The organism is Rhizobium sp. PEPV16 (assembly GCF_008919455.1).
Lineage (GTDB): Bacteria > Pseudomonadota > Alphaproteobacteria > Rhizobiales > Rhizobiaceae > Rhizobium > Rhizobium leguminosarum_Q.
In genome coordinates this window covers 1-20,749 of record NZ_VSZV01000309.1, presented here as the reverse complement: position 1 = coordinate 20,749, position 20,749 = coordinate 1, and the positions used below count along the sequence as shown (strand labels likewise).

Sequence of the window (20,749 nt, the reverse complement as noted above, 5' to 3'; positions counted from 1 at the left end):
TCTCATGGACAAAAGCTGGGATATGGATGGATGGAGGTCAGATGGTCGGCAGAGCGCTGCCGGAGCGCGCTGAGCGTCCTCGCCAGGCAGACGGCCGACAGCAGCCCGGTCAAAGCAGAGGCCAGGAATATTGCTGCCAGCAAGCCTGAAAAGCCGAAGAACGGCGGCAGAAGAGCAAGCAGCGGAAAGAGAAGATAGCCATTCTGCGCCAGACCGATGGCAACCGCCGCTTTCGGTCTGCCCTGGGCCTGGAAGAGGATCAGCACCGTTTGCCGCAGGCCGAACAGCAGAAGCGGAAGATGGGTCGCGATGATCGCTTGCCCTGCGATCCCGATCACCACCGCATTGTCGGTGAAGAACGAGGCAAGTTCTTCGGAGAAAACGAGCGCGGCCAGCCCATAGGCGCCACCCACGGCAGTCGTGACCACTGTGAGGATGCGGGCTGCCGACAGCATCCGGGCTGTATCGCCTCGACCCCAGGCAAAGCTCAGGATCGACTGGGCCCCGAGTGAAATGCCGATGACGGGGAGGGTTCCGACCGCAAGCAGCCGCAAGGCAATCCCGACGCCGGCGATGCCGGCTTCTCCGTGATAGGTGCCGGCGAGCGATACCACGGCCGCAATCGCGCCAGCGGTTGCGAGACTGGTCAGCGTCGTCGGCGCGCCCACAGCAAGCACAGGTTTGAGATAGCCGATATCTCCCCACCGCCAGCCAAACGACAGCCGGACCGTCCCAAGTCGCCTGGCATGATAAGCAGCATAGATGCAAAGCGCGACGAGCTGGGACAGGATGGTTGCGATTGCAACGCCCTGCAGGCCGAGGCCGAAGCCAAAGATCATGATCGGGTCGAGGATCATGTTCAGCGCAAAGCAGGCGACCAGCGTCCACATGCTGAAGCGGGCATTGCCCTCTGCGATCGCCAGGAAATCGAGAATGATTTGCGCCATCGTCAGCGGCACCGAGACCGCAATGATCATCAGATAATGCTGCGCAAGCGGCTGAAGGGCAGGCGTGGCGCCGAACAGCAGCAAATCTGGAAATGCGATGATTGCGATGGCACTTGCTGCGCCGAAAACGACGCCGGCAGCAAGACTGATCGAGGCAATGGCGCCGGCCCGGGATCGGTTGCCGGCTCCGAGCGTGCGTCCGACCTCCGTTGCAACACCGACGCCGATCCCTTCGCCGAAGGCGGCGACGAGCATGAGGATCGGCAGGACGATCATGATCGCCGCGATCTGGTCTTCACCGATCATTCCGACGAAGATCATGTTGATCGTGTGATGGGCGGCGTTGATCGACAGGCCGAACATGGCCGGCAGTCCAAGCCGAAGCAGCAGCCTGAAAAGCTCAGGACTGGCAAGGTCTTCCGGTGCGAGACGCTGCCGTTTCCGGAAGCTGCCGCTGACGTCGCTCATGTCGTTCATGACGCAGGCACCCACAGACGATCGCCGAAGAAACGCTCGCGGCCGAGCATCACCAGGAGCGCCCGCTTGTGCGGAAAATCAAAATGCTTGACCTTGGCAAAACCGGAACGGTCGAGGTTGCGGATCTGCTGCTCGTGACTGGCGCGCGGCTCGCCGACGATGCGTTTCGTGCGCGGATCGTCGAGGAAGATGAAATGCATCAGCGAGGGAAGCCATGCGCTGATCCATTTCTTGCCGCGATAATCGGGCTCGCCGATCGCGACATGCCATCCGCGATCATAGTCGTCGGCGTCGTAAAAGGGACCGAGCCGGTTCTCCTTGGCCCAATAGACTTCGAAATAGCCGAAGGGGATGTCGGCGAAACTGCCGATCAGCGGCAGGACATGCGGATCGGCGATCCTCTCTTCCAGGATCTCCCGGTGCTTGTCGATCGAACCCGCATCCTCCCAGATCGTGTTGACCTGTTCGTCGTTCATCCAGCGATGAAATGCTGCAAGATCGGTCTCCGGATCGGCCACCGTGAAGGTGATTTCCCGTTCCAGCCAGGGGATGAAACGCCTGTAGATCGTGCCCTTCGGCTTTGCGGGTCGGCGCGGATGATAGCGGCCCGCGGTCATCTCCTGCACGGGCGGCAGCGGATAGGAGAGCTGCGGCAGCCATAGTGAAGGCCATTGCCACAAGATCGCCGAATCGAGCCTTCCGTCCGGGGCCGCAATATGCGGTGGGAGGCTTGCCTGATGCCCTTCGAAGACGACTGAGGTGATCGAGCGATCTTCTGCCGTCACGGCTTCGGCCGCCGCCATGAGAAGCTCTGCCGATTGCACCGGATCACCATGGTAGAAGGTCACCGACGCGATGCCGGCCTCGACCTCGAATGCGGCTTCGTGGTGGCCGTAAGCGGTCTTGAGGTGGATGAGATTGGGGGCGAGGCTGACGTAGCTGCGCGACTGCAGAGAGCGCCTCTGTTTGACGGCGTCGAAATCCATGATGTTCTCCTTGGCCGGTCGAGGACCGGTCGGGCTTTTGGCGCTCTGAGCATGAAGCGTGCTCTTGCGCCGATTTAGTAGAATGACGATCCATCTCCCGCTGGGTTTAGGGGTAAGCGAAGAAAAAAATTCTCATCAATTTTCTAAACTGCAGCCTGCCGGATCCGTCACTTGCGCATGACCATCATCACCGCAGGAGCTGCGAATGGATAATCTTGAACCTCACGACGATCTCTGGATCGCCGTCATCGACACCGAGCGTCGCTACTCGGTCTGGCCACAAGACAAGCGGATTCCCCTGGGCTGGGAGCCGGCGGGCTTTGCCGGTTCACGCCAGCAATGCCTGGCGCATATTGCTGACGTCTGGGCGGATCCGCGCCCCCTCTCTTTGCGCTCGGCAATCGCCGGCGATGCGCGTCTCTGAAAACGGCTGGATGGCACGGATGAACAAACAGATCACAAACTTCGCAGATGCCTACCCGACCGATGTCGCAACGGACGCGGTCTTCGAGAGCTTCCCGCTGACGATCGCGCAGAAGCGTATCTGGTCTCTGGAGCAGATCGGCAACGGCACGGTGTTTCCCGACCAGGTCATTTCGCTGCGATTGAGCCCGGCAGTCGACGTCAAGACGATTGCCGGCGCCTGCCGGACGCTCGTGGCGCAACATCCGTCGCTTGCCACCCGCTTCCGCCGGCTGGCGGGCGGCCGCGTCGAACAGTACCGCGGCGCATTGAACGCGGTACCGATCGAGATTGTCGGCGAAGGCGCTGCTCTTGCGGAGCCGGATGCGTTGGCCGCCCAGAAAGCCTTCCGCGACAGGCGCTTCGATCTTCTTGCTGGTCCACCGGCGCGTGTTCGGATTATCTTGCTTGCCGATGGGCAGTCGCTTCTGACGATCGTGCTTCATCCTGTGATCTCGGACGATCGCGAGAAGTCTATTCTCGCCGGCTCCCTGACGCGAATTCTCGACGGCGCACCCTCCGACGACACACAGCCGGCCGAAATCTCGGCCGGAACGCGGGAGGCTGAATGGCTGCAGGCGGAGCAGGCGCAGGAATCGCTCTCCTATTGGCGAAACACGATCGGTCTCGACTATTCGGCATCGACCTTTCCAACCCGCTTCAACAGCGGCGGCCTGGCAGGTGTGGCGCGCGCGCAGCATCGATTTTCGATCGAGCCCGATCTCTGGGCAAAGATCGGTCGGCATGCGAAGCAAAAGAGATATCAGGTCGAGCGCGTGCTTCATGCCGCTTTTTGCGCGCTGCTGGCACGTTACAGCGGCAATTATGCTTTGCTGACCGGGCTCCTGGTCGCGCGGCCGGAGAAGGAACACCTTGCGAACCGCGGCCGTGCCGAACAGGTCCTTCCCCTCATCCTGTCGCTGACATCAAGAAGCTCTCTCGACGATGTCATCGCAGCGATCTCATCGGCAACCGAGGAGGGGCTTGCCCGGCTCGTTCCGCTGGAGCGCATCACGCAGGAACTGGTCGTCGACGAAGCCGCTGCCCAGGAAGCCGTGGTCAAGGCCCTGTTCGAATTCCGGGAGCCGTATCCGGTCCCCAGGCACGCAACCAATCTGGAGCCGCTGGGCGCGCGCGCCGACAGCGAGTTATCCCTGGTGATCGAGGCGGGCCTGGATGGGACCGCATCCGGGCTGATCGATTATGCACAGGATCTCTATGACACCGCGCTGATTGCCCGTGTCTCCCGGCATTTCACCCTTGTGCTCGAGCAGATCGTTGCACAGCCGAATGTGCGGATCAAGGACATCGAACTCGTGGGGAGCGACGAACTCGACCAGTTGTCGGCACCCTACGAAGACGAGGTCGTCAACGACGACAGGCCGGTCCACGAACTGATATCGGCCCATTCGCGCCAGACGCCGGAGAAGACGGCGATCGTCTACGGCGACGAGGAATGGAGCCATGGCTGGCTGGAAGCCAGCACCAACCGCCTCGCACATCGGTTGCGGCATCTGGGTGTTCGCGCCGAGGTGACGGTCGCCATCTTCATCAAGCGATCGCCGGAGGCCATCGTCGGGATCCTCGCGACGCTGAAGGCGGGCGGCGCCTATATCCCGGTCGAGCCCGACCATCCACCGGTCCGCAACCATCACATTCTGCGCGACGGCGGCGTCAAGATCGTTCTGACCCATAGCTGGCTTCGCCATCGGCTGCCGGAAGAACTCGACACCATTATCTTCGAACTCGACAAGATCGACCTCGACGGCGAGCCGGATACGCCGCTTGATATTCCCACTCACAAGGATCAGCTCGCCTATGTCATGTACACCTCCGGATCGACGGGATTGCCGAAGGGCGTGGCCGTCGAGCACGGGCCGCTGACGCACCATCTGCAAAACACCTCGCGTGTCTACGGCATGAGCTCCGAATCCCGCGAGCTGCCGTTCCTGCCCTTCAGTTCGGATGGCGGCCATGAGCGGTGGATGAACCCGCTGATGGAGGGGGGCAGCATCATTCTTCCCGACCAGCCGCTGTGGACACCGGAAGAGACATTGACGGCCATGCGCAAGCACGGCGCCAACAATGCGAGCATTCCGACCACCTATCTGCAGCAACTGGCGGAATGGGCCGACATAACCGACGGCGCGCCCCCAATGCGGCTTTACTCCTTCGGCGGCGAGGGGCTGGCGCAGCCGACCTTCGATCTTCTGTCGCGGGCGCTGAAATCGGAATGGCTGATTAACGGCTACGGGCCGACCGAAACCATCATGACGCCGATGGTCTGGAAGGTGAGGGCCGGCACGAAATTCCAGGGGGTCTATGCTCCGCTCGGCCGCGCTGTCGGGTTAAGGCGCGTCTATGTGCTCGATCCCGATCTCAATCCGTGCCCGATCGGCGTGACCGGCGAGCTCTATATCGGCGGCGAAGGCATCGCACGCGGCTATCTCGGCAAGCCGGACACGACGGCGGATCGCTTCATCCCCGATCCGTTCTCGAGCGATGGCGGCCGACTTTATCGCTCCGGCGATCTGACGCGTTGGCGTGATGACGGAACCGTCGAATTCGTCGGTCGTGTCGACCATCAGGTGAAGCTGCGCGGTTACCGGATCGAGCTCGGCGAGATCGAAGCGGCTCTCCTCCAGCAACCCGGCGTCGGCGAAGCCCTGGTCGTCCTGCGCGATAACGATGCCGGCGGCGACAAGGCGCTCGTTGCCTATGTCGTTCCCAAGAAAGACGAGAGGTTGGACGTCGAGACGATCCGCGCCGGCCTCGAACGCAGCCTGCCATCCTACATGGTGCCGGCTGCCGTGGTCGAACTGGAGAAAATGCCGACCAATCCGAACAGCAAGCTCGATCGATTTGCGCTGCCAGCGCCACAACCGGTCAAACGCACAATCGTCGAGCCGGCGACCGCGCTCGAAGAAGAGGTGCTGGATGTCTGGCGGCAGGTTCTCAAGCTGGAAGCAATCAGCGTCGAGGACAATTTCTTCGCGATCGGCGGCAGTTCGCTGGGCGCGATCCGCATCCTTTCGCAGCTGCGGCAGCGCCGGCCGAAAACCCCGCTCACCGTCGCCGATATCTTCAACAATCCGACCATACGCTCCTTTGCGGGCGTGATGGAGCTCGGGGACCAACGGGATCAGTCGGAGGTGATCGTGCTGCGCGCTTCCGGCGCCAAGCCGCGGCTTTATTGCTTCCCGGGCTTGCTAGTAAGCACCCGCGAATATGTCAAACTCGTCGACTATCTCGGGGCAGATCAGCCGGCGACCGGCTTCATTTGCCACTCGCTTTCCGAGAAGAAGGAGGTTGGCGCTCCGATCGAAGACATCATCGAGAGCTATGTCGACCATATCAGGACACATAGTCAGGGAGCACCCTGCTATTTCCTCGGCTGGTCGTGGGGCGGTCTTCTGGCCTATGAGGCTGCCCGCGCCCTTGGTGACAAGGTCGACGTCAGGATGATAGCGATGGTCGACGTTTGCGACCTCGGATCGGAATTCGCGATCGGCGCAAAGCCGAGGTTCAGGCCCGGCGAGCGCGATGAGCTTCATCGAGATGTGCAGGCGTGGCTTGGAAGAACGGCGATGCGTCCCGAATGGGATCGGCTGCTGTCGACGATGGACGCCGATACTTACGATCAATTCCTGCGTTTCGTCGGCGACGAGAAGGACCCGCTTCCGAACGACGGGCCTGATATCAGCAGCCGGGAGCATACCTTCTGGGTGCTGATCGACAATGCCCTGATCTTCCGCAAGCATCGGCTGGTTCCTCACGATGTGCCGATCTATCCCTGGGCTGCCGACGACAGCCTCAACCGCGGCCTCAACCTGATCGATTGGCGCCGCCTGTCGCCGCGGGCGCATGCGGCCGAAATCATCACCGGCACCAACCATCTGCATATGATCGGGTCTCCCGCCTTCCACTCAAGGCTTGCCCTGCGTCTCAAGGAAACAGAGAAGGATATCGCATGACCGTCGCTTTTGCCCGCCGGGATACCGAGCCGCTGGATATTGCCGGCATCGGCATCGGCCCCTCCAATCTGAGCCTCGCTTGCCTCTTTGAGTCGGTGCCCGAGATCAGGAGCCGCTTCTTCGAGCGGCGCCCAACGTTCGACTGGCATCCCGGCATGATGATGCCCGGTGTCGAGCTGCAATCGTCCTTTTTGAAGGACCTCGTCACGCCGGTCCTGCCGACCAGCCGCTGGTCATTCGTCTCCTATCTGGTGGCGCATAAGAGGCTCTACGCCTTCCTGAACGCCAATTATGAGGCCGTTCCCCGGCAGGAGTTCGCGCGCTATCTCGCCTGGGTCGCCAACGGCGTGGACGGCCTGCGCTTTGGAACGGAGATCCGCGACGTCGAGCACCGCGACGACCGGTTCTTCCTGCGGTTCGACAACGGTCAGGAGGAGGCGCGAAACCTGGTGATCGGCACGGGGTCGTCGCCCTTCGTGCCAGACTGGGCAAAACCGTTCCTGGGTGCCGATTGCTTTCACAACAGCGAGGCCAAGTCGCGTCTCAGCGATCTCGGCGCCGCCCGCATCGTCGTGGTCGGCGGCGGTCAAAGCGGCGGCGAGGTCGTCGAAGCCCTGCTTGCCGATCCCGGTTCCATGAAGGAGCTGACATGGATCAGCCGGCGTCACAATTTCGAGCCGATCAACGACACTCCGTTTTCAAACCAGGTCTTCTCACCGGAATACGTGCAGGCCTATCTGAAGCTTAGCAGCGAGCAGAAGCAGGCCGCGTTGAGGAACTCGATCCTGACCAGCGACGGCTTGTCGATTTCGACGATTCATTCGATCTATCGCCGCCTCTATGCGTTGCGTTATCTCGAACCGAGCACGCTCAACGCATCCCTGGCGCCAAACCGCGATGTGATCCAGATGGAAAGGAACGGCAATGCCTATCGGCTCATCGTCAGGAACCAATTCGACGGCGGAATCGAGGTGCTTCATGCGGATGCGGTGGTTCTGGCAACCGGATACCGGTTCCGGTTGCCGGAGGCTCTCGGCTCGCTGGGCGACAGGATAACGCTCGACAGAAACGGCTATCCCATCCTCAATGACGATTACACGGTGCAGTGGGCGGGTCCGCGGACCAACCGGCTGTTTGCGCAGAATGCGGGGCGGTACTCGCACGGTATCGCCGACTCTCAGCTCAGCCTCATGGCCTGGCGCAGCGCAATGATCGTCAATACGCTTCTCGGCCGGCAGCACTTCGATGCGGAACCCGACAACGGGCAACTCGCCTGGGCGACGGAGGACGCTTCCGCAATGCCTCATCAGCTCCGAACCGGCTATTCGGACGGCATGATGTCGTCCTGAAACAGACGTGTCGAAATGCCGGGGAACCCGGATTGACAGCAAACAGCCAGCGCAACGACGTGCTGGCTGCTGCTTTCGACCAGACGGTGATGCCATCGCCGATCACGGTCGCTGCCATCGACCATGACGGGGATACCATCCTTCCAGGAAAAGGCGACGTTGCGGGGATCCTCGCGCAGCCCGACGCCGAGTGCCTTCAGATGGCTCTCCTTGAGCGTCCAGAGTGCGACCGCCGCGCGCCTGCGTTCGGACGCAGGCAATTCCGCGAGCCAGCGCCGTTCGTCTGCACTGCAATAGCTATCCACTGCCGCCGCTTCGATCTCGATATCGGCGCGTTCGCAGTCTATTCCCAAGTGATCGCATCCAGAAGCGACAGCGGCCGCCACAAGCCCGTCGGCATTGGCGAGGCTGAATTGCGGCCTTTCATGCCCCTCAAGCCTCAGCTTACCGTGGTTGTCCGGGGACAACAGAAGCTTGGCCGGTGGCGTCCCAGTTTCCATGCTCAACAGCCGCCGCAAGAGATACCGGCCGGCAACGAAAGAGGCCCGATCCCGGTCAAACAGGTAGGTCGCGGCGCGCTCCCGTTCATCCGGTGAAAGCGACTGCATCCATCGGTTCCAGTCGCCTTCGTGCTTGGAATACTGCCAGAGCGCGATTTCAATGCCGGCAGGTTGGTTTTCAGGTTGGTGCATTTTCGCTCGCCGTAGCTGCTATCTCCCTGAATTTTCAAGAACTCAGGGTCGTAACGCGTTTAATTGATCGCGGAAGTATTGGTCAACTCAGAAGATCTTCGCAAATGAGGCCGGAACATTTTTTAGTTAATACTAAATTATGGAATCTGGTGCGAGATCTTACAGCAGCCGGCACGCCGGTCGTCCCAGCTACCTCCGAGGAGACCCGCATGAAGCGCCCGAGTATCAAGCAAGCCCTGATCTTAAAGCTTTCGATCATCAGCCTGTTCCTGGTTGGCCTGTCCTATGTCTCGCTGAGCACGATTTCGACGCTTCGCGGCAATACTGAGCAGATCGGCACCTTCTGGATGCAGCGGCTTGTGACGGCTCGCGAGATCAAGGATGACTTCCTCGACCTGAAATTGGTCTATGCCCATTACCTCCTTGAGGATACAGCGGAAGAGCGGAATGTCGGGCAGCAAAGAATCGATGCCGCCGCTGCCGCACTCGAGAAGGTTGTCACCGAATACGAAAAAGGCGTCCGCACCGAGCGGGGGCGCGAACTGATTAATCAGATCAAGCCGGAACTCGCCAAATATCGCGCGCTGGCAGAGCAGATGATCGCGTTTGAAAATGACGGAAAGACGCCTGAAGCAATCCGTTTCTTCAAGGAAAATATGGATCCACAAGCCGAGCTGGTGAACAAGGCGGTGGCAGATCTGGCCGCTTTTATTCTCAGCCAGGCCGAAGGCTTTGTGGCCGCGAGCGGTGCTTCCGCACAATCGGCTTTCATGCTGACGGCCACGATCGCAGCGTTGGCCGTGCTTCTTGCTGTGGCCGGCATCGTCTTTGCCATTTCGGGCATCGCCAGCCCAATCCGAAGCATCGCCTCCGCCATGAGGCGCTTGTCCGATGGCGATCTTGACAGCGATATTCCCTATGCCGGTCGCGCCGACGAAGTCGGCGAAATGGCCGGGGCGGTTGAAATCTTCCGTCATAACGCCCTCAACGTCGTCAGGCTCGAGAAGGAAGCCGCCGAATCCCGCAGCGAGAGCGAAGCAGCGCGCGCCGCAGCCCAGCAGCGCGCCGAACGCGAGGCGGAACAACTGCGCTTCGCGACCACGACATTGGGCGAAGGTCTCCGGCGGCTTGCATCAGGCGACATATCCTTCCAGCTTTCGGAGCAATTTGCGGCCGAATACGAAGCCTTGCGCGAAGACTTCAACGCTTCGCTCCGGCAATTGGGCGCGACGATCGGCGCAGTCCTCCAGACGGTATACAGCATCGATAATGGCACTGGTGAGATTGCATCTGCCGCGCAGGATCTTTCCAAGCGCACCGAACAACAAGCCGCCTCTCTCGAGGAAACGGCCGCAGCCCTGGAAGAGATCACGTCGAATGTGACGATGGCGACCAAACGCACCGACGAGGCGCGCAACGTGGCCAAAGAAGCCGATATCAGTGCCCAGCGGTCGGCAAATGTCGTCTCTCAGGCGGAACAGGCCATGCGACGCATCGAGGACAGTTCACAGCAGATTTCGAACATCATCGGTGCAATTGATGAAATCGCCTTTCAGACGAACCTGCTGGCGCTGAATGCCGGCGTTGAGGCTGCTCGTGCCGGTGAGGCGGGCAAGGGTTTTGCAGTCGTCGCCCAGGAAGTCCGTGAGCTTGCCCAGCGTGCCGCTCAAGCGGCCAAGGAAATCAAAGGCTTTATTCAAAAGTCATCAACTGAGGTGGAAAATGGCGTGAAACTGGTTCTTGAAACGGGAACCTCGCTGAAGTCGATCGGTGAGCACGTGGTCCAGATCAACCAACTCATGGATGCGATTGCCACATCGGCGCGCGAGCAGTCAACCGGACTTGCCGAGATCAACACGGCCGTCAATCAGATGGACCAGGCGACCCAGCAAAATGCAGCGATGGTCGAGCAGTCGACAGCTGCCGTTGCTTCATTGTCCTCCGAGGCAGGCCGCCTGCGGGATCTGGTCAACCAGTTTCAATTGGACGGCGACAAAAGCGCGGCGGGCGGGCAGCGCAGCGGACGGGCCTTTGAAGGCAACAGCCCAATCCACTTGGTCGCTCAGCGGCGCGTGATGCAAAGATGACGCGCCGCTGACGTCAGATCAGATACACGAGACAACCCTGCCGGCGGTTCCAGTCGCGTTCGTTCTTTGAGCACTGGCCAGACAGCGATTTCAATCCCGGCAGGTTGGTTTCAGATTGCTGCGTGGATCCAGTATGTGGGCCTGGATCTGTTTTGTCCTGGTGGTCGCGAGCTTTCGCCTTCTTTTGTGTGAACAAAACCAGCCATCGCGTAGAACTACACGCAGGGGAGGGGAGTCGAATCCATCGTGGCAGGGCTTCGTCCTCCGCGGCATTCACAGCCGTCGCAAGCAGCGCGGACAGAGCAAAAATGAGCAATCTAGAAAGCGACTCGACAGGTGTCAGGTAGGCGACGCAGACGACGGCCGACCGGCTATTCAAAGAGAATAATGCTTGCCGGAGTTGGCGGCATCGATTTGACCGTGACGCCGGCAAGACCGGCAAGTCTTGCCATCTCAGTCAACTCACTTTGCGTATAAGCCTGGCCAGCCGGCGTGCTGGCGAGCATCTCCCAGGAGAACGCTGCGGGAAAAGGCGGCGACACGCCATCTTCGTTCGGCACGAAATCGACCGCGACGATCCGACCATGCTCTGCAAGGCTGGCGATGATCTTTCGTAACAGTTGGGCACATGTCGGCAAATCGAAGTGGTGCAGAAAATTCGGAAGCAGGACAAGGTCATAACCCGTGCCCCACTCAACATCGAAAGCACTGCCGGCTATCGTCCGGTACCGGTCAGCCACGCCGGCTTTTTCCGCATTCTGCCTCGACAGCTCCAACACTGCGGCCCAGTCGACGGCGACGATCTCCGCCGTTGGAAAGGCCTTCGCAATTTCGATCCCGAAAACGCCTGGACCTGCAGCGATGTCCAAAACCTTATTGGGAGGCCTCGGCCAGCCGGAGATTTCGCCAGCCAGCATTTTGGCGCTGAGCCCGGTAAAGGAGCCCATGCCGCGCGCAAACTTCAACCAGACGGGGTTGTCTGCCGACACGTTGGCAAGCCCGGCCGAACCGCCGTTTCGCACGACGGCGGCCGGATCGCGCAGAAAATTATCCAGTATTTCCGGTGCGGCCGTGAACTCGACGGCCGCGCCCATATAGGCCGGCGAATTGCGATCGAGGAACATTCTGGTCGAGGGCGTCATTCGGTACTGTCCGCTCTCCTTTGTCAGGAAACCATGGACCACAAGGTAGTCGCACAGGATGCGCACCCCACGCTCCGAGGTGCTTGTTGCCGACGCCAGCGATGCTGCCGTCTTGCCCTCGTTTATATGAGTAAAGAGATCAAGCTCGATGGCCGCCCTTATCGCCGCCGTCTTTCGGCACGCAAACAGTGCATCGACTAGGAGTTCGGGCGACACTACGCCAACTCCGGCGTCTTCGACGATTGTTTCCATGGGATCTCCAGAGCCCTCGATCAATCTTACCTAGCAGCGGCAGCCGCGGAAATTATGCGCATATCCGCATATTCTACAATACTTACCGCGCTAACCCTATCGGGTGCCCGCCGACACTATGGGCAGGCGTTGCAGACCGGCGAGGCTGAGGTTCAGGCTCCTGCTGCGCGGCGATCGCCCGTTCGGCCGCGGCTGCAAACAATGGCAGTGGTTCGTCGCGCATAGACGTCGATATCGCAAATTCGTCAATGCGTTCTCTGCACCTGAACGGATCAGCCTCAAATGCAAGTCCAGATCAAGCGTTATGACACTGAACACCTCTGGCGCCTTGCAGCAGTTCAGGGCATCCTATGATGGCTGAAATTTGTGTTTATGGCAGTTGGAGGAAGGCCGATGCGCTGCTTCACCGTGCTTGGACCCTCGCAGACCGGAAAATCGACAGTCGTGGAAAGGCTCGGCTCCCTGGAGGGGACGCCGAGAAAATCCAGCTCCCCTTATGGATTGAACCTCACAGAATTCACCTTCGGAAACGAGGCGTGGTGTGCACTGGATGCGCCAGGACCCAACGAAGCGTTGGCGCATGCGCAGCACGCGCTTCTTGCCAGCGACGCCTGCATACTGTGTGTTTCATCGGCACCCGCGGAGGCTGTGCTCGCCGCGCCCTATCTGCGGATAATCGAAGCCTCGGGGACGCCCTGCATCCTCTTCGTCAACCGGATGGACGAACCGCGAGGGCGGTTGAGGGACGTGATCGCCGCGCTTCAAGACTACGCCAACCACACCCTTTTGCTTCGCCAGATCCCGATCCGCGAGGGGGACAGGGTCATTGGCAGTTGCGATCTGATTTCGGAACGGGCGTGGCGATACCGGGAAGGCCAGACTTCGGCGCTGATCGAAATCCCCGAAAGCACTGCCGAACGCGAGCACGAAGCGCGCACCGAGCTCCTGGAGCACCTGTCCGAATTTGATGACTGGCTTCTCGAGGAACTGATCGAGGACCGCGAGCCACCCAGCGACGCGCTCTATGCCATTTCATCACGGGTTCTAAGGGAAAACAGAATTATCCCGGTCCTGATCGGTGCTGCAATTCACGGCAACGGGATGACGAGGCTGATGAAGGCGCTGCGCCACGAGGCGCCGCCGGTAGGGGTTCTTCGGCAGCGTCTCGCTCATACGGGAACTGTCGATGAAGGCAAGCTGGTGGCCTTGAGCTTCCATGCCTATCATCGCCAGAATGTCGGCAAAACGGTGCTCGTGCGCGCACTTGGCGAGGGACTGCGGCAAGGCGCAACACTGGGCGGCTCCAGCCTCGGCGCCGTACAAAATCTCGCAAACGGGCGGTCCAATTCGGCGGTTCTGCCTGCGCCGGGGGATGTCTTCGCGACGGTCAAGTCCGACCACCTGCCCGTCCCTTCGCTGTTGACCTCCGGCGCGGTGGTCGCCCCGCCTTGGTGGACGGAACCACCCACGCCGATGCTTGAAAGGATCCTAATTCCAGGCAGCGAGCGCGATGAAAACAAACTTTCCGAGACGCTGGCGAAACTTTCCGAGACGGATCGCGGTCTGGAAGTCTTGCAGGAGGAAGGCACGGGCGCTCAACTCGTCCGCGCCCAGGGGCCGGTACATCTGCGTGATCTCTGCCGAACGATGTCCGATGTCTTTCATATCTCCGTGACCGACCGAACGCCCAGCCCAATCTACCGCGAGACGATCGCGAAACCATCGGAGGTTCATTACCGCCATCGCAAACAGACCGGCGGTGCCGGGCAATTCGCGGATGTGAAGTTGAGCATTCACCCCAACGAGCGCGGCCAGGGCTTCACCTTTGGCGAAACCATCAAGGGCGGAGCCGTTCCGCGCAATTACATCCCCGCCGTCGAAGCGGGCGCGCGCGAAGCGATGGAGAAAGGGCCGCTAGGCTTCGAAGTCATCGATGTCGGCGTAACGCTGTTAGATGGTCAGCACCATACCGTCGACAGTTCGGAACACGCCTTCCGGACTGCGTCGAAAATGGGGGTGCGCCAGGCGCTTTCCGAAGGATCGACCGTGTTGATGCAGCCGGTCTTTCGCTGCGAGTTCCACATCCCGTCGGTCTTTTCAGGCAGCCTTGTCCAGATCGTCTCCGCTCTCAACGGTCAGGTTCTCGGTTTCGACCGTGATGAAACCGCCAAGGGATGGGACATTTTCCGGGCGCTCGTTCCGGGTGGCGCACTTAACGATCTGGCGCGGGCGTTGCGCTCGGCGACGCAGGGCATTGGTTATTTTTCCAAGACCTTCGATCACTTCGAGGAACTATACGGCAAGGAAGCAGACGCCATTGTGAGGGCAAAAGAGAAACCAGGCACCGCACACTGAAACGTTCGCGCCACTTCATGCTCGTTCACAGAGCCGGGCTCACGCCCGCCCTTGCGTGCCTGGAACCTTTGCAGTTGTAGTAGCACAGGCCTGCGGTTGGGCTTGCTTCGGGGATGGTGTGCTGGGTACTTGATCAGTTAGCCGATTCGATGAAATGGATCCCAGGTTCGATTCCCTTCAAGGCGATCGTCCTGCTTTTTGTCGCAAAACATTATGGACGCAGCCATATTCTCAATATCTGCAGCCCTGAGGAAATTTTCAGATCGATGAAGAAGACCTTCAATCCGCCTTCGGTGCGCCGGCCTTTTGGAAATTACAATCACGGCCTGCTCGTGCCGCCCGGGGCATCGCTTCTCGTCACGTCGGGCCAGCTTGGTATCGGTCTCGATGATGCTGTTCCGAGCGATATCACTGCTCAGGCGGAACTCTGCTTCGAAGCGATTAAGGCGATTCTCGAAGAAGCTGAGATGAGTTTTGCCGATGTGATCCGCATTTCGGGGTTTGTCACCCGCCGCGAGGATTTCCCGGCCTATATGGCTGTACGGGATCGCTATACGCTCGATCCGAAGCCTGTTTCCACCTTGCTCGTCATCGGCGGCTTTACGCGCCCTGAGTTCCTGGTCGAGGTCGAGGTGACGGCCGCGAAATTCTTGTAGAGCATTTCCGTTTTCTTCGAAGCACGGAGATGCTCTACCTCCTATTTTCACGCAATTCCCGGCAAAAGCGCGGCACAGTTTTGCTGGAATTGCCTAGAATCGCTCCATCGCGTCTCCGACGCGGGCGAGAAATTTTGCCCGCGTTTCCGGTGTGCAATTGTTCATGTCGTAATGGGCGAGGAACGTCACCGGCCTCAACGGATTGATCTGCGCCCGCAGCACGCGCTTGACGATTTTCTTCGGCGGGTTGCCGGCGGCAAACGCCCGGAAGGGCGTTGCGCCATAAGTCAGGACGGCTGCCAGCTTGCGGATGTGGCGCAACCGCGATTCCACCTTGCCGTTGACCAGCTCGAAGGAAACGCCCGGCAGCCAGACTCGGTCGAAATATCCCTTCAGGATCGCCGGAAAGCCGAAGTTCCAGATCGGGGTGCAGATCACCAGCCCCTCGGCGGCTTTGAGCCGGTCGACATGGGGTTCCACCAGCTTCAGATTTTCCGGATAATCGTGATAGACGAGCCGGTCGTGGCACGAGAGCACCGGATCGAACTGCTCTTCATAGAGGTCGCAGCCATCCACCATATGCCCGGCCTTGCGGAGGCTCTCGACGGTCTGCCGGTAAAGCGCCTTGCCGTAACTTTCCTCGACCGGGTGAGAGTGGAGGACGAGAACCCTCATGAAGCCTCCATCAGGGCCGCCAGGCCGGGGAAGAGATAGTTCTTACCGGCGTTGAAATCGAAATCAGGATTTTCCCACGCAATCATCTTGCCGGGATTGAGCAGGCCCTTCGGATCGGTTTCCTGCTTGAAGGCGAGCTGCACCGCATCAGTCCGCTTCATGCCGCCTTCCTCCAGCGTATAGCGGTGTGGGTTGAAGATCGGGCATCCATTATCCTGGTGGATCTTGATGATCTCCTCCAGCCGCTCTTCGGTGGTATAGCGCACCAGCGGCAGGCCGGAGCACTGGATCTGGCCGTCGAATTTGATGAATTCGAGATGCCCCGGCACTTCGTCACCAAAGATCTCCACCATCTTCCGAACCTTGGCGACATGATCCGGTCCCGGATATTGCACCTGCAGATAGGTGAAGCTCGGGTCGACCTTCAGCGCACGCAATGTCGTGTGGTTCCAGGCAAGCTCGTAGGCATGCGGGATGCCGCGCATGCTTTCTACCTTGTCGGAGCGGAACATGATCTCGCCCTTCTGTGTCGCCGTGAAAGCCAGAAAGGCATCCAGGGAGTGCGGCGCGATCATCAGCACGACGATCGACTGGCCCTGACGGATGTAGGGCTTGTGGCGGGTGAAATAGTCGTAAGGAATGGGAGCGGCGATCGGCGCGATCTCCTTGACGAGGATGCCGTTGCATTTCGCCAGCGCATCTGAAAAGCGCACGGCATCCATGAAATCGTCGTAGCCAACCAGGACATCGACCCAGTCATAGGCAGGCGCAAGCGGCATCTCGATCTCGGTGATGATGCCGTTGGTGCCGTAAGCGTGGCTCACCTTCTGGAGATCCCATCCGGTGAGGTCGAGCACGCGCGGTTCGGCTTCCATGGTGACGACGCGCAGGCGCAGGATGTTTCCGAGGTCGCGCAAGCCGCCCCAGGTGATCGAGCCGACGCCGCCCGAGCCGCCGGCGATGAAGCCGCCGACCGTCGCCGTCTGGGCGGTGGAGGGGTGGAAGCGCAGCTCCTGGCCGGAATGGGCCTTGGTCTGCTTGTCGAGCTGGGCAAGCACGATGCCGGGTTCGCAGACGACGCGGCCGGGATGGATCTCCTTGATCTTGTCCATCGCCGCAAGGTTGAGCACGATGCCGCCGGAAAGCGGCATGGCCTGGCCGTAATTGCCGGTGCCGGCGCCGCGCGGCGTGACCGGCACGCCATGGGCATAGGCGACCTTCAGCGTCCGGATGACCTCTTCCTCGGTCTTCGGCGTGACGACGAGATCGGCGGAAACATTGTCGAGCTGCGCCTTCAGGATCGGCGAGTACCAATAGAAATCCCGGCTCTTCTGGCGAACCAGCGCCGGATTGTCCTCGACGGCGATACCTTCGAGCTCCTTTTTGATCTTCTGATAATCGGTCATGTCAGGCTCCAACGACGCTATCGAGTTCACGGTAATCCGGCAGGCTGCGGTCGATCACCTTGCCGCGGCGAAGCACGACGCGGTCAGACTGCGGACGGGAAAGGAATTCACTCCAGCGCCGCGCACTGAAGAGCACGAGATCGGCGGGCTCGCCGGCGGCGATACGGCCCTTGTCCGGCCGTCCGACGATGGCGGCGGGCGAGGTGGTGACGACACGGGCGGCGGTATCGAGCGGGTGGTCGAGATGCAGGATCCGCACGGCCTCGCGGAAGACCTCCACCGGATCGAGATCGCCATAGGCATAGAAGGGGTCGCGGGTATTGTCGGAGGCGACCGCGGTCGCGACACCGGCGGCGGCCAATTCCTTGAACAGGGTGACGCCGCGCCAGCGCGGGGTGCGGCCGGGATAGCGATCCTGCAGATACATGTTGCACATCGGCAGCGCGATGACCGCGATACCTGCCTTGGCGACCAATTCGACGGTGCGCGCGGCGGTGTCTTCGCCCTGGCGGGCGAGCGAGCAGCAGTGGCCGGCGGTCACCTTGCCCTCGAACCCGTTGCGCAACACGGCTTCGGCGATCGCCTTCAGCGTCTCGGCGCCGTGATCATCCGTCTCGTCGACATGCAGATCGACATCCAGGCCATGCTCTGCGGCAGTCCTGAAGAGCGTGTCGAGCTGCCAGACAAGCTCCGGCCCCATCCGGGTGACGCCGCCAAGCAGACCGCCGGCCTGTCGGATTGTTGTGACGAGATCGGCAAAGAAGGCGCTGTCTGCCATGGCATCCAGCGGGAAGAGGGCGACCGCCTGCAGTGCGATCCTGTCCTTCCAGGCATCCCGGATTTCGGCAAAGACCTCGAAGGAGATGCGATGCTGGGGCGCAAGCGAATCCAGGTGCGTGCGGATCAGGCTGGTGCCATGGGCATAGGCGGAACGGAGCGAGAATTCCATACGACGTTTAACGTCTGCGTTCGACCAGTTGGCTTCCCGGTCGGCCCTGACGGCATCGAGCGCACCCATGAAGCTGCCGTCGGGATTGGCCTGGCGCGGCCAGATATGGCCCTTGTCGAGATGGGTATGGATATCGGCAAAGCACGGCCAGACCATGCCGTCCCTGAGATCGGTCCTGGCATAATCGGCGGGTGCGGCGCCGGCCGGCCGGATGGCAGCAATCATGCCGTCGCTGATGACGATATCGACCGTAGCCAGCCCTTCAGTGACCGGCGCGTCGACATGCTCGAGGGTGACGGCAGGCACTGTCGCATTGCTCAGCACGAAGCGGGCCGCATTCGGCGGGGAGATGAAGGAATAGGTCATCAGTTTTCCCGTTTCAGGCTGCTCTCATGCCAACGGTGCAGGCTCAGCCAGGAAATGAAAGAGGTGATAGCGAAGATCGCTACACCAAGAAGGGAGAGCATCAACAAGGCTGCAAAGAGACGCGGGATATTCAGCCGATACTGTGCTTCGAGAAGCCGGAAGGCGAGGCCGGAGCCCGCGCCTGCCGAGCCTGCGGCAAATTCCGCGACGACAGCGGCGATCAGCGCAAGGCCACCACCGATCCTCAGGCCGGTCATGAAATAGGGTTGGGCGGCGGGCAGTTTGAGAAAGAGCAGCGTCTGCCAGCGCGAGGCGCCGTAGAGTTCGAAGAGGTTGATCAGATTGTGGTCGACGCTCTTCAGCCCCTGGACCATATTCGAAAGGATCGGGAAAAAGGCGACGAGGAAGGCGCAGATCAGCAGCGCCATCTGCGTCGACGGCGCATAGATCAGGATCAGCGGCGAGATGGCGACGATCGGCGTTACCTGCAGGATGACGGCAAGGGGATAGAAGGCAAGCTCGATCCAGCGCGACTGCACGAGAAAGATCGCAAAGGCGACGCCGCCGACAAGCGCCAGCATCAGCGACATGAAGGTTATCTTGGTGGTGACCCAGAGGGCAGGAGCAAGCGTACCCCAATCCGTCACGAAGGCGTTTGCCACAGCGGCCGGTCCTGGCAGGATATAGGGCGGCACGCCGGACAGTTTCACATAGGCGTACCAGACGAGGATCAACAAGGCGATGACGAGGAAGGGGACGGCGATGCGCAGTGCAAGATCGCGGCGCTTTGCGCTTGCGGTACCCTTAACCAGCAGCGGCGATGTGTCTGTTTCGTCACCCATCAATGATCCCCTGCCGAATTTATCGCCCCGATCAACGAATGCGACACCGTTTCGCAGGCCCTGCGGTACTCTTCCGAGGTGCGGTAGTGCGCGTCGCGTCCGAGGCTGGTGATCAGCGGGACGTCGGCATGCACGCGCCCGGGCCTTGCCTTCATCACGACGATGCGGTTCGAGAGATAGGCGGACTCGAAGACCGAATGCGTCACGAAAATCACCGTAATGCCGGTCGCCTTCCACAGCCGCAGCACGTCGTCGTTGAGCTTCTGGCGGGTGATTTCATCGAGCGCGGCGAAAGGCTCGTCCATCAGCAGCAGCTTCGGCTTCGTCACCAGCGCACGGGCGATCGAGACGCGCATCTTCATGCCGCCGGAAAGTTCGCGCGGATAGGCCTTGGCAAAATCCTGAAGGCCGACGGTGGTCAGCACTTGCATGATCTGATCATGCGCGGCTGCCTTCGAAACGCGCCTCAACCTCAGCGGCAGATGGACATTGTCGAACACGTTCTTCCAGGGCATCAACGTCGGCTCCTGGAAGACGAAGCCGATATCGCCCTCCGGCAGACCTCTGGAATTGATGCGCGAACTCGGCCAGTCGATCGTTCCCGAGGTGACATCGCCGAGACCGGCAATGATGCGCAGCGCCGTCGACTTGCCGCAGCCGGAAGGGCCGAGCAGGCTGACGAACTCGCCGCTTTCGACGGTGAGCGACATGTTCGAAAGGGCGACAGTGCCGCTGGAAAAGACCTTCGAGACCGACTGCATGATAACAAGCGGCCGCTTGCGCGTCTCTTTCGGGGATACCGCCTGGGCTTCTGCTGGGAGCATTGCTGTCTCGTTCATGCGGGAGGATACGGCCCGCCACGTCCTCAATGGCGGACCAGGAGAGCTGTCGGTCGGCCTACTTCTTCAGCGCCATTCCGGCGCCCTTGCAGACGAACTTCGTCGTGAAGGCCTTGGTGTAATCGGTGTCGGCCTTGAATACCTTGATGGCGGCCATCTCGTCGAAGAACTTCTTGTAATGGGCGTCGGTGATGCAGCCGATGCCCTTGTCGAGGCTATCGCCGGATTCGATGATGCCGTATTCCTTCATCTTGGCGATCGAATAGGCGATCTGGCCGTCCGTTATTTCAGGA

General features: G+C 60.7%; 15 protein-coding genes and 1 pseudogene. 6 read left to right on the top strand and 10 right to left on the bottom strand.

Annotation, left to right across the window (positions count from 1 at the left end; genetic code table 11):
• Positions 1-2: 2 nt before the first annotated feature.
• Both FY112_RS17000 and FY112_RS16995 read right to left on the bottom strand, forming a co-directional pair.
• Positions 3-1,424: an MATE family efflux transporter gene (locus FY112_RS17000; RefSeq protein ID WP_151518921.1), complete on the bottom strand. Its 1,422-nt coding sequence runs from the start codon at positions 1,422-1,424 to the stop codon at positions 3-5.
• Positions 1,421-2,410 carry a GNAT family N-acetyltransferase gene (locus tag FY112_RS16995; protein ID WP_131643463.1) on the bottom strand — a complete coding sequence of 330 codons (990 nt, stop codon included), beginning with the start codon at positions 2,408-2,410 and terminating at the stop codon, positions 1,421-1,423. The genes FY112_RS17000 and FY112_RS16995 overlap by 4 nt, the downstream gene beginning before the upstream one ends.
• Positions 2,411-2,615: 205 nt before the next feature.
• Here FY112_RS16995 and FY112_RS16990 point away from each other — a divergent pair, with 205 nt between their 5' ends.
• The 3 genes from FY112_RS16990 to FY112_RS16980 are packed head-to-tail and all read left to right on the top strand — an operon-like array spanning position 2,616 to position 8,195.
• On the top strand, positions 2,616-2,834 hold the full coding sequence (locus FY112_RS16990) for an MbtH family NRPS accessory protein (RefSeq protein ID WP_017991742.1): 219 nt from the start codon (positions 2,616-2,618) through the stop codon (positions 2,832-2,834).
• A gap of 19 nt (positions 2,835-2,853) precedes the next feature.
• Complete coding sequence (locus tag FY112_RS16985; RefSeq protein ID WP_151518920.1) at positions 2,854-6,846, top strand: non-ribosomal peptide synthetase; 3,993 nt, start codon at positions 2,854-2,856, stop codon at positions 6,844-6,846.
• A complete protein-coding gene (locus FY112_RS16980; RefSeq protein ID WP_151518919.1) occupies positions 6,843-8,195 on the top strand; it encodes a SidA/IucD/PvdA family monooxygenase in 1,353 nt (450 codons plus the stop codon). The genes FY112_RS16985 and FY112_RS16980 overlap by 4 nt, the downstream gene beginning before the upstream one ends.
• On the opposite strand, the gene FY112_RS16975 is transcribed toward FY112_RS16980, so the two are convergent.
• Positions 8,168-8,887: a 4'-phosphopantetheinyl transferase superfamily protein gene (locus FY112_RS16975; RefSeq protein ID WP_151518918.1), complete on the bottom strand. Its 720-nt coding sequence runs from the start codon at positions 8,885-8,887 to the stop codon at positions 8,168-8,170. The genes FY112_RS16980 and FY112_RS16975 overlap by 28 nt on opposite strands.
• A 209-nt stretch (positions 8,888-9,096) precedes the next feature.
• On the opposite strand from FY112_RS16975, the gene FY112_RS16970 reads away from it, so the two are divergent.
• Complete coding sequence (locus FY112_RS16970) at positions 9,097-10,974, top strand: HAMP domain-containing methyl-accepting chemotaxis protein (protein ID WP_131718406.1); 1,878 nt, start codon at positions 9,097-9,099, stop codon at positions 10,972-10,974.
• Positions 10,975-11,345: 371 nt separating this feature from the next.
• Here FY112_RS16970 and FY112_RS16965 read toward each other — a convergent pair whose 3' ends face one another.
• Positions 11,346-12,368 carry a class I SAM-dependent methyltransferase gene (locus tag FY112_RS16965; protein WP_017957390.1) on the bottom strand — a complete coding sequence of 341 codons (1,023 nt, stop codon included), beginning with the start codon at positions 12,366-12,368 and terminating at the stop codon, positions 11,346-11,348.
• Between the two features lie 393 nt (positions 12,369-12,761).
• On the opposite strand from FY112_RS16965, the gene FY112_RS16960 reads away from it, so the two are divergent.
• Together FY112_RS16960 and FY112_RS16955 are read left to right on the top strand one after the other, a co-directional pair.
• Positions 12,762-14,723, top strand: coding sequence for an elongation factor G (locus FY112_RS16960; protein ID WP_151518917.1), 1,962 nt, complete (start codon positions 12,762-12,764; stop codon positions 14,721-14,723).
• A gap of 266 nt (positions 14,724-14,989) precedes the next feature.
• Positions 14,990-15,379, top strand: a complete 390-nt coding sequence (locus tag FY112_RS16955; protein WP_151518916.1) for a RidA family protein — start codon at positions 14,990-14,992, stop codon at positions 15,377-15,379.
• A gap of 93 nt (positions 15,380-15,472) precedes the next feature.
• Here the strand turns inward: FY112_RS16955 and FY112_RS16950 are convergent, their stop codons facing one another.
• The 6 genes and pseudogenes from FY112_RS16950 to FY112_RS16925 form a co-directional block, all read right to left on the bottom strand.
• Positions 15,473-16,054 carry an NAD(P)H-dependent oxidoreductase gene (locus FY112_RS16950; protein ID WP_017957393.1) on the bottom strand — a complete coding sequence of 194 codons (582 nt, stop codon included), beginning with the start codon at positions 16,052-16,054 and terminating at the stop codon, positions 15,473-15,475.
• Positions 16,051-17,460 (bottom strand): FAD-binding oxidoreductase, encoded by a 1,410-nt coding sequence (locus FY112_RS16945; RefSeq protein WP_151518915.1) that lies wholly within the window; start codon positions 17,458-17,460, stop codon positions 16,051-16,053. The genes FY112_RS16950 and FY112_RS16945 overlap by 4 nt, the downstream gene beginning before the upstream one ends.
• Before the next feature lies 1 nt (position 17,461).
• Positions 17,462-18,775, bottom strand: a complete 1,314-nt coding sequence (locus FY112_RS16940; RefSeq protein ID WP_151518914.1) for a cytosine deaminase — start codon at positions 18,773-18,775, stop codon at positions 17,462-17,464.
• On the bottom strand, positions 18,775-19,617 hold the full coding sequence (locus FY112_RS16935) for an ABC transporter permease (protein ID WP_151518913.1): 843 nt from the start codon (positions 19,615-19,617) through the stop codon (positions 18,775-18,777). The genes FY112_RS16940 and FY112_RS16935 overlap by 1 nt, the downstream gene beginning before the upstream one ends.
• Positions 19,617-20,441 carry an ABC transporter ATP-binding protein gene (locus FY112_RS16930; RefSeq protein WP_151518912.1) on the bottom strand — a complete coding sequence of 275 codons (825 nt, stop codon included), beginning with the start codon at positions 20,439-20,441 and terminating at the stop codon, positions 19,617-19,619. Before FY112_RS16930 ends, FY112_RS16935 begins: the two co-directional genes overlap by 1 nt.
• 73 nt (positions 20,442-20,514) lie before the next feature.
• Positions 20,515-20,749 (bottom strand): annotated as a pseudogene (locus tag FY112_RS16925) (MarR family transcriptional regulator); the annotation flags it as partial.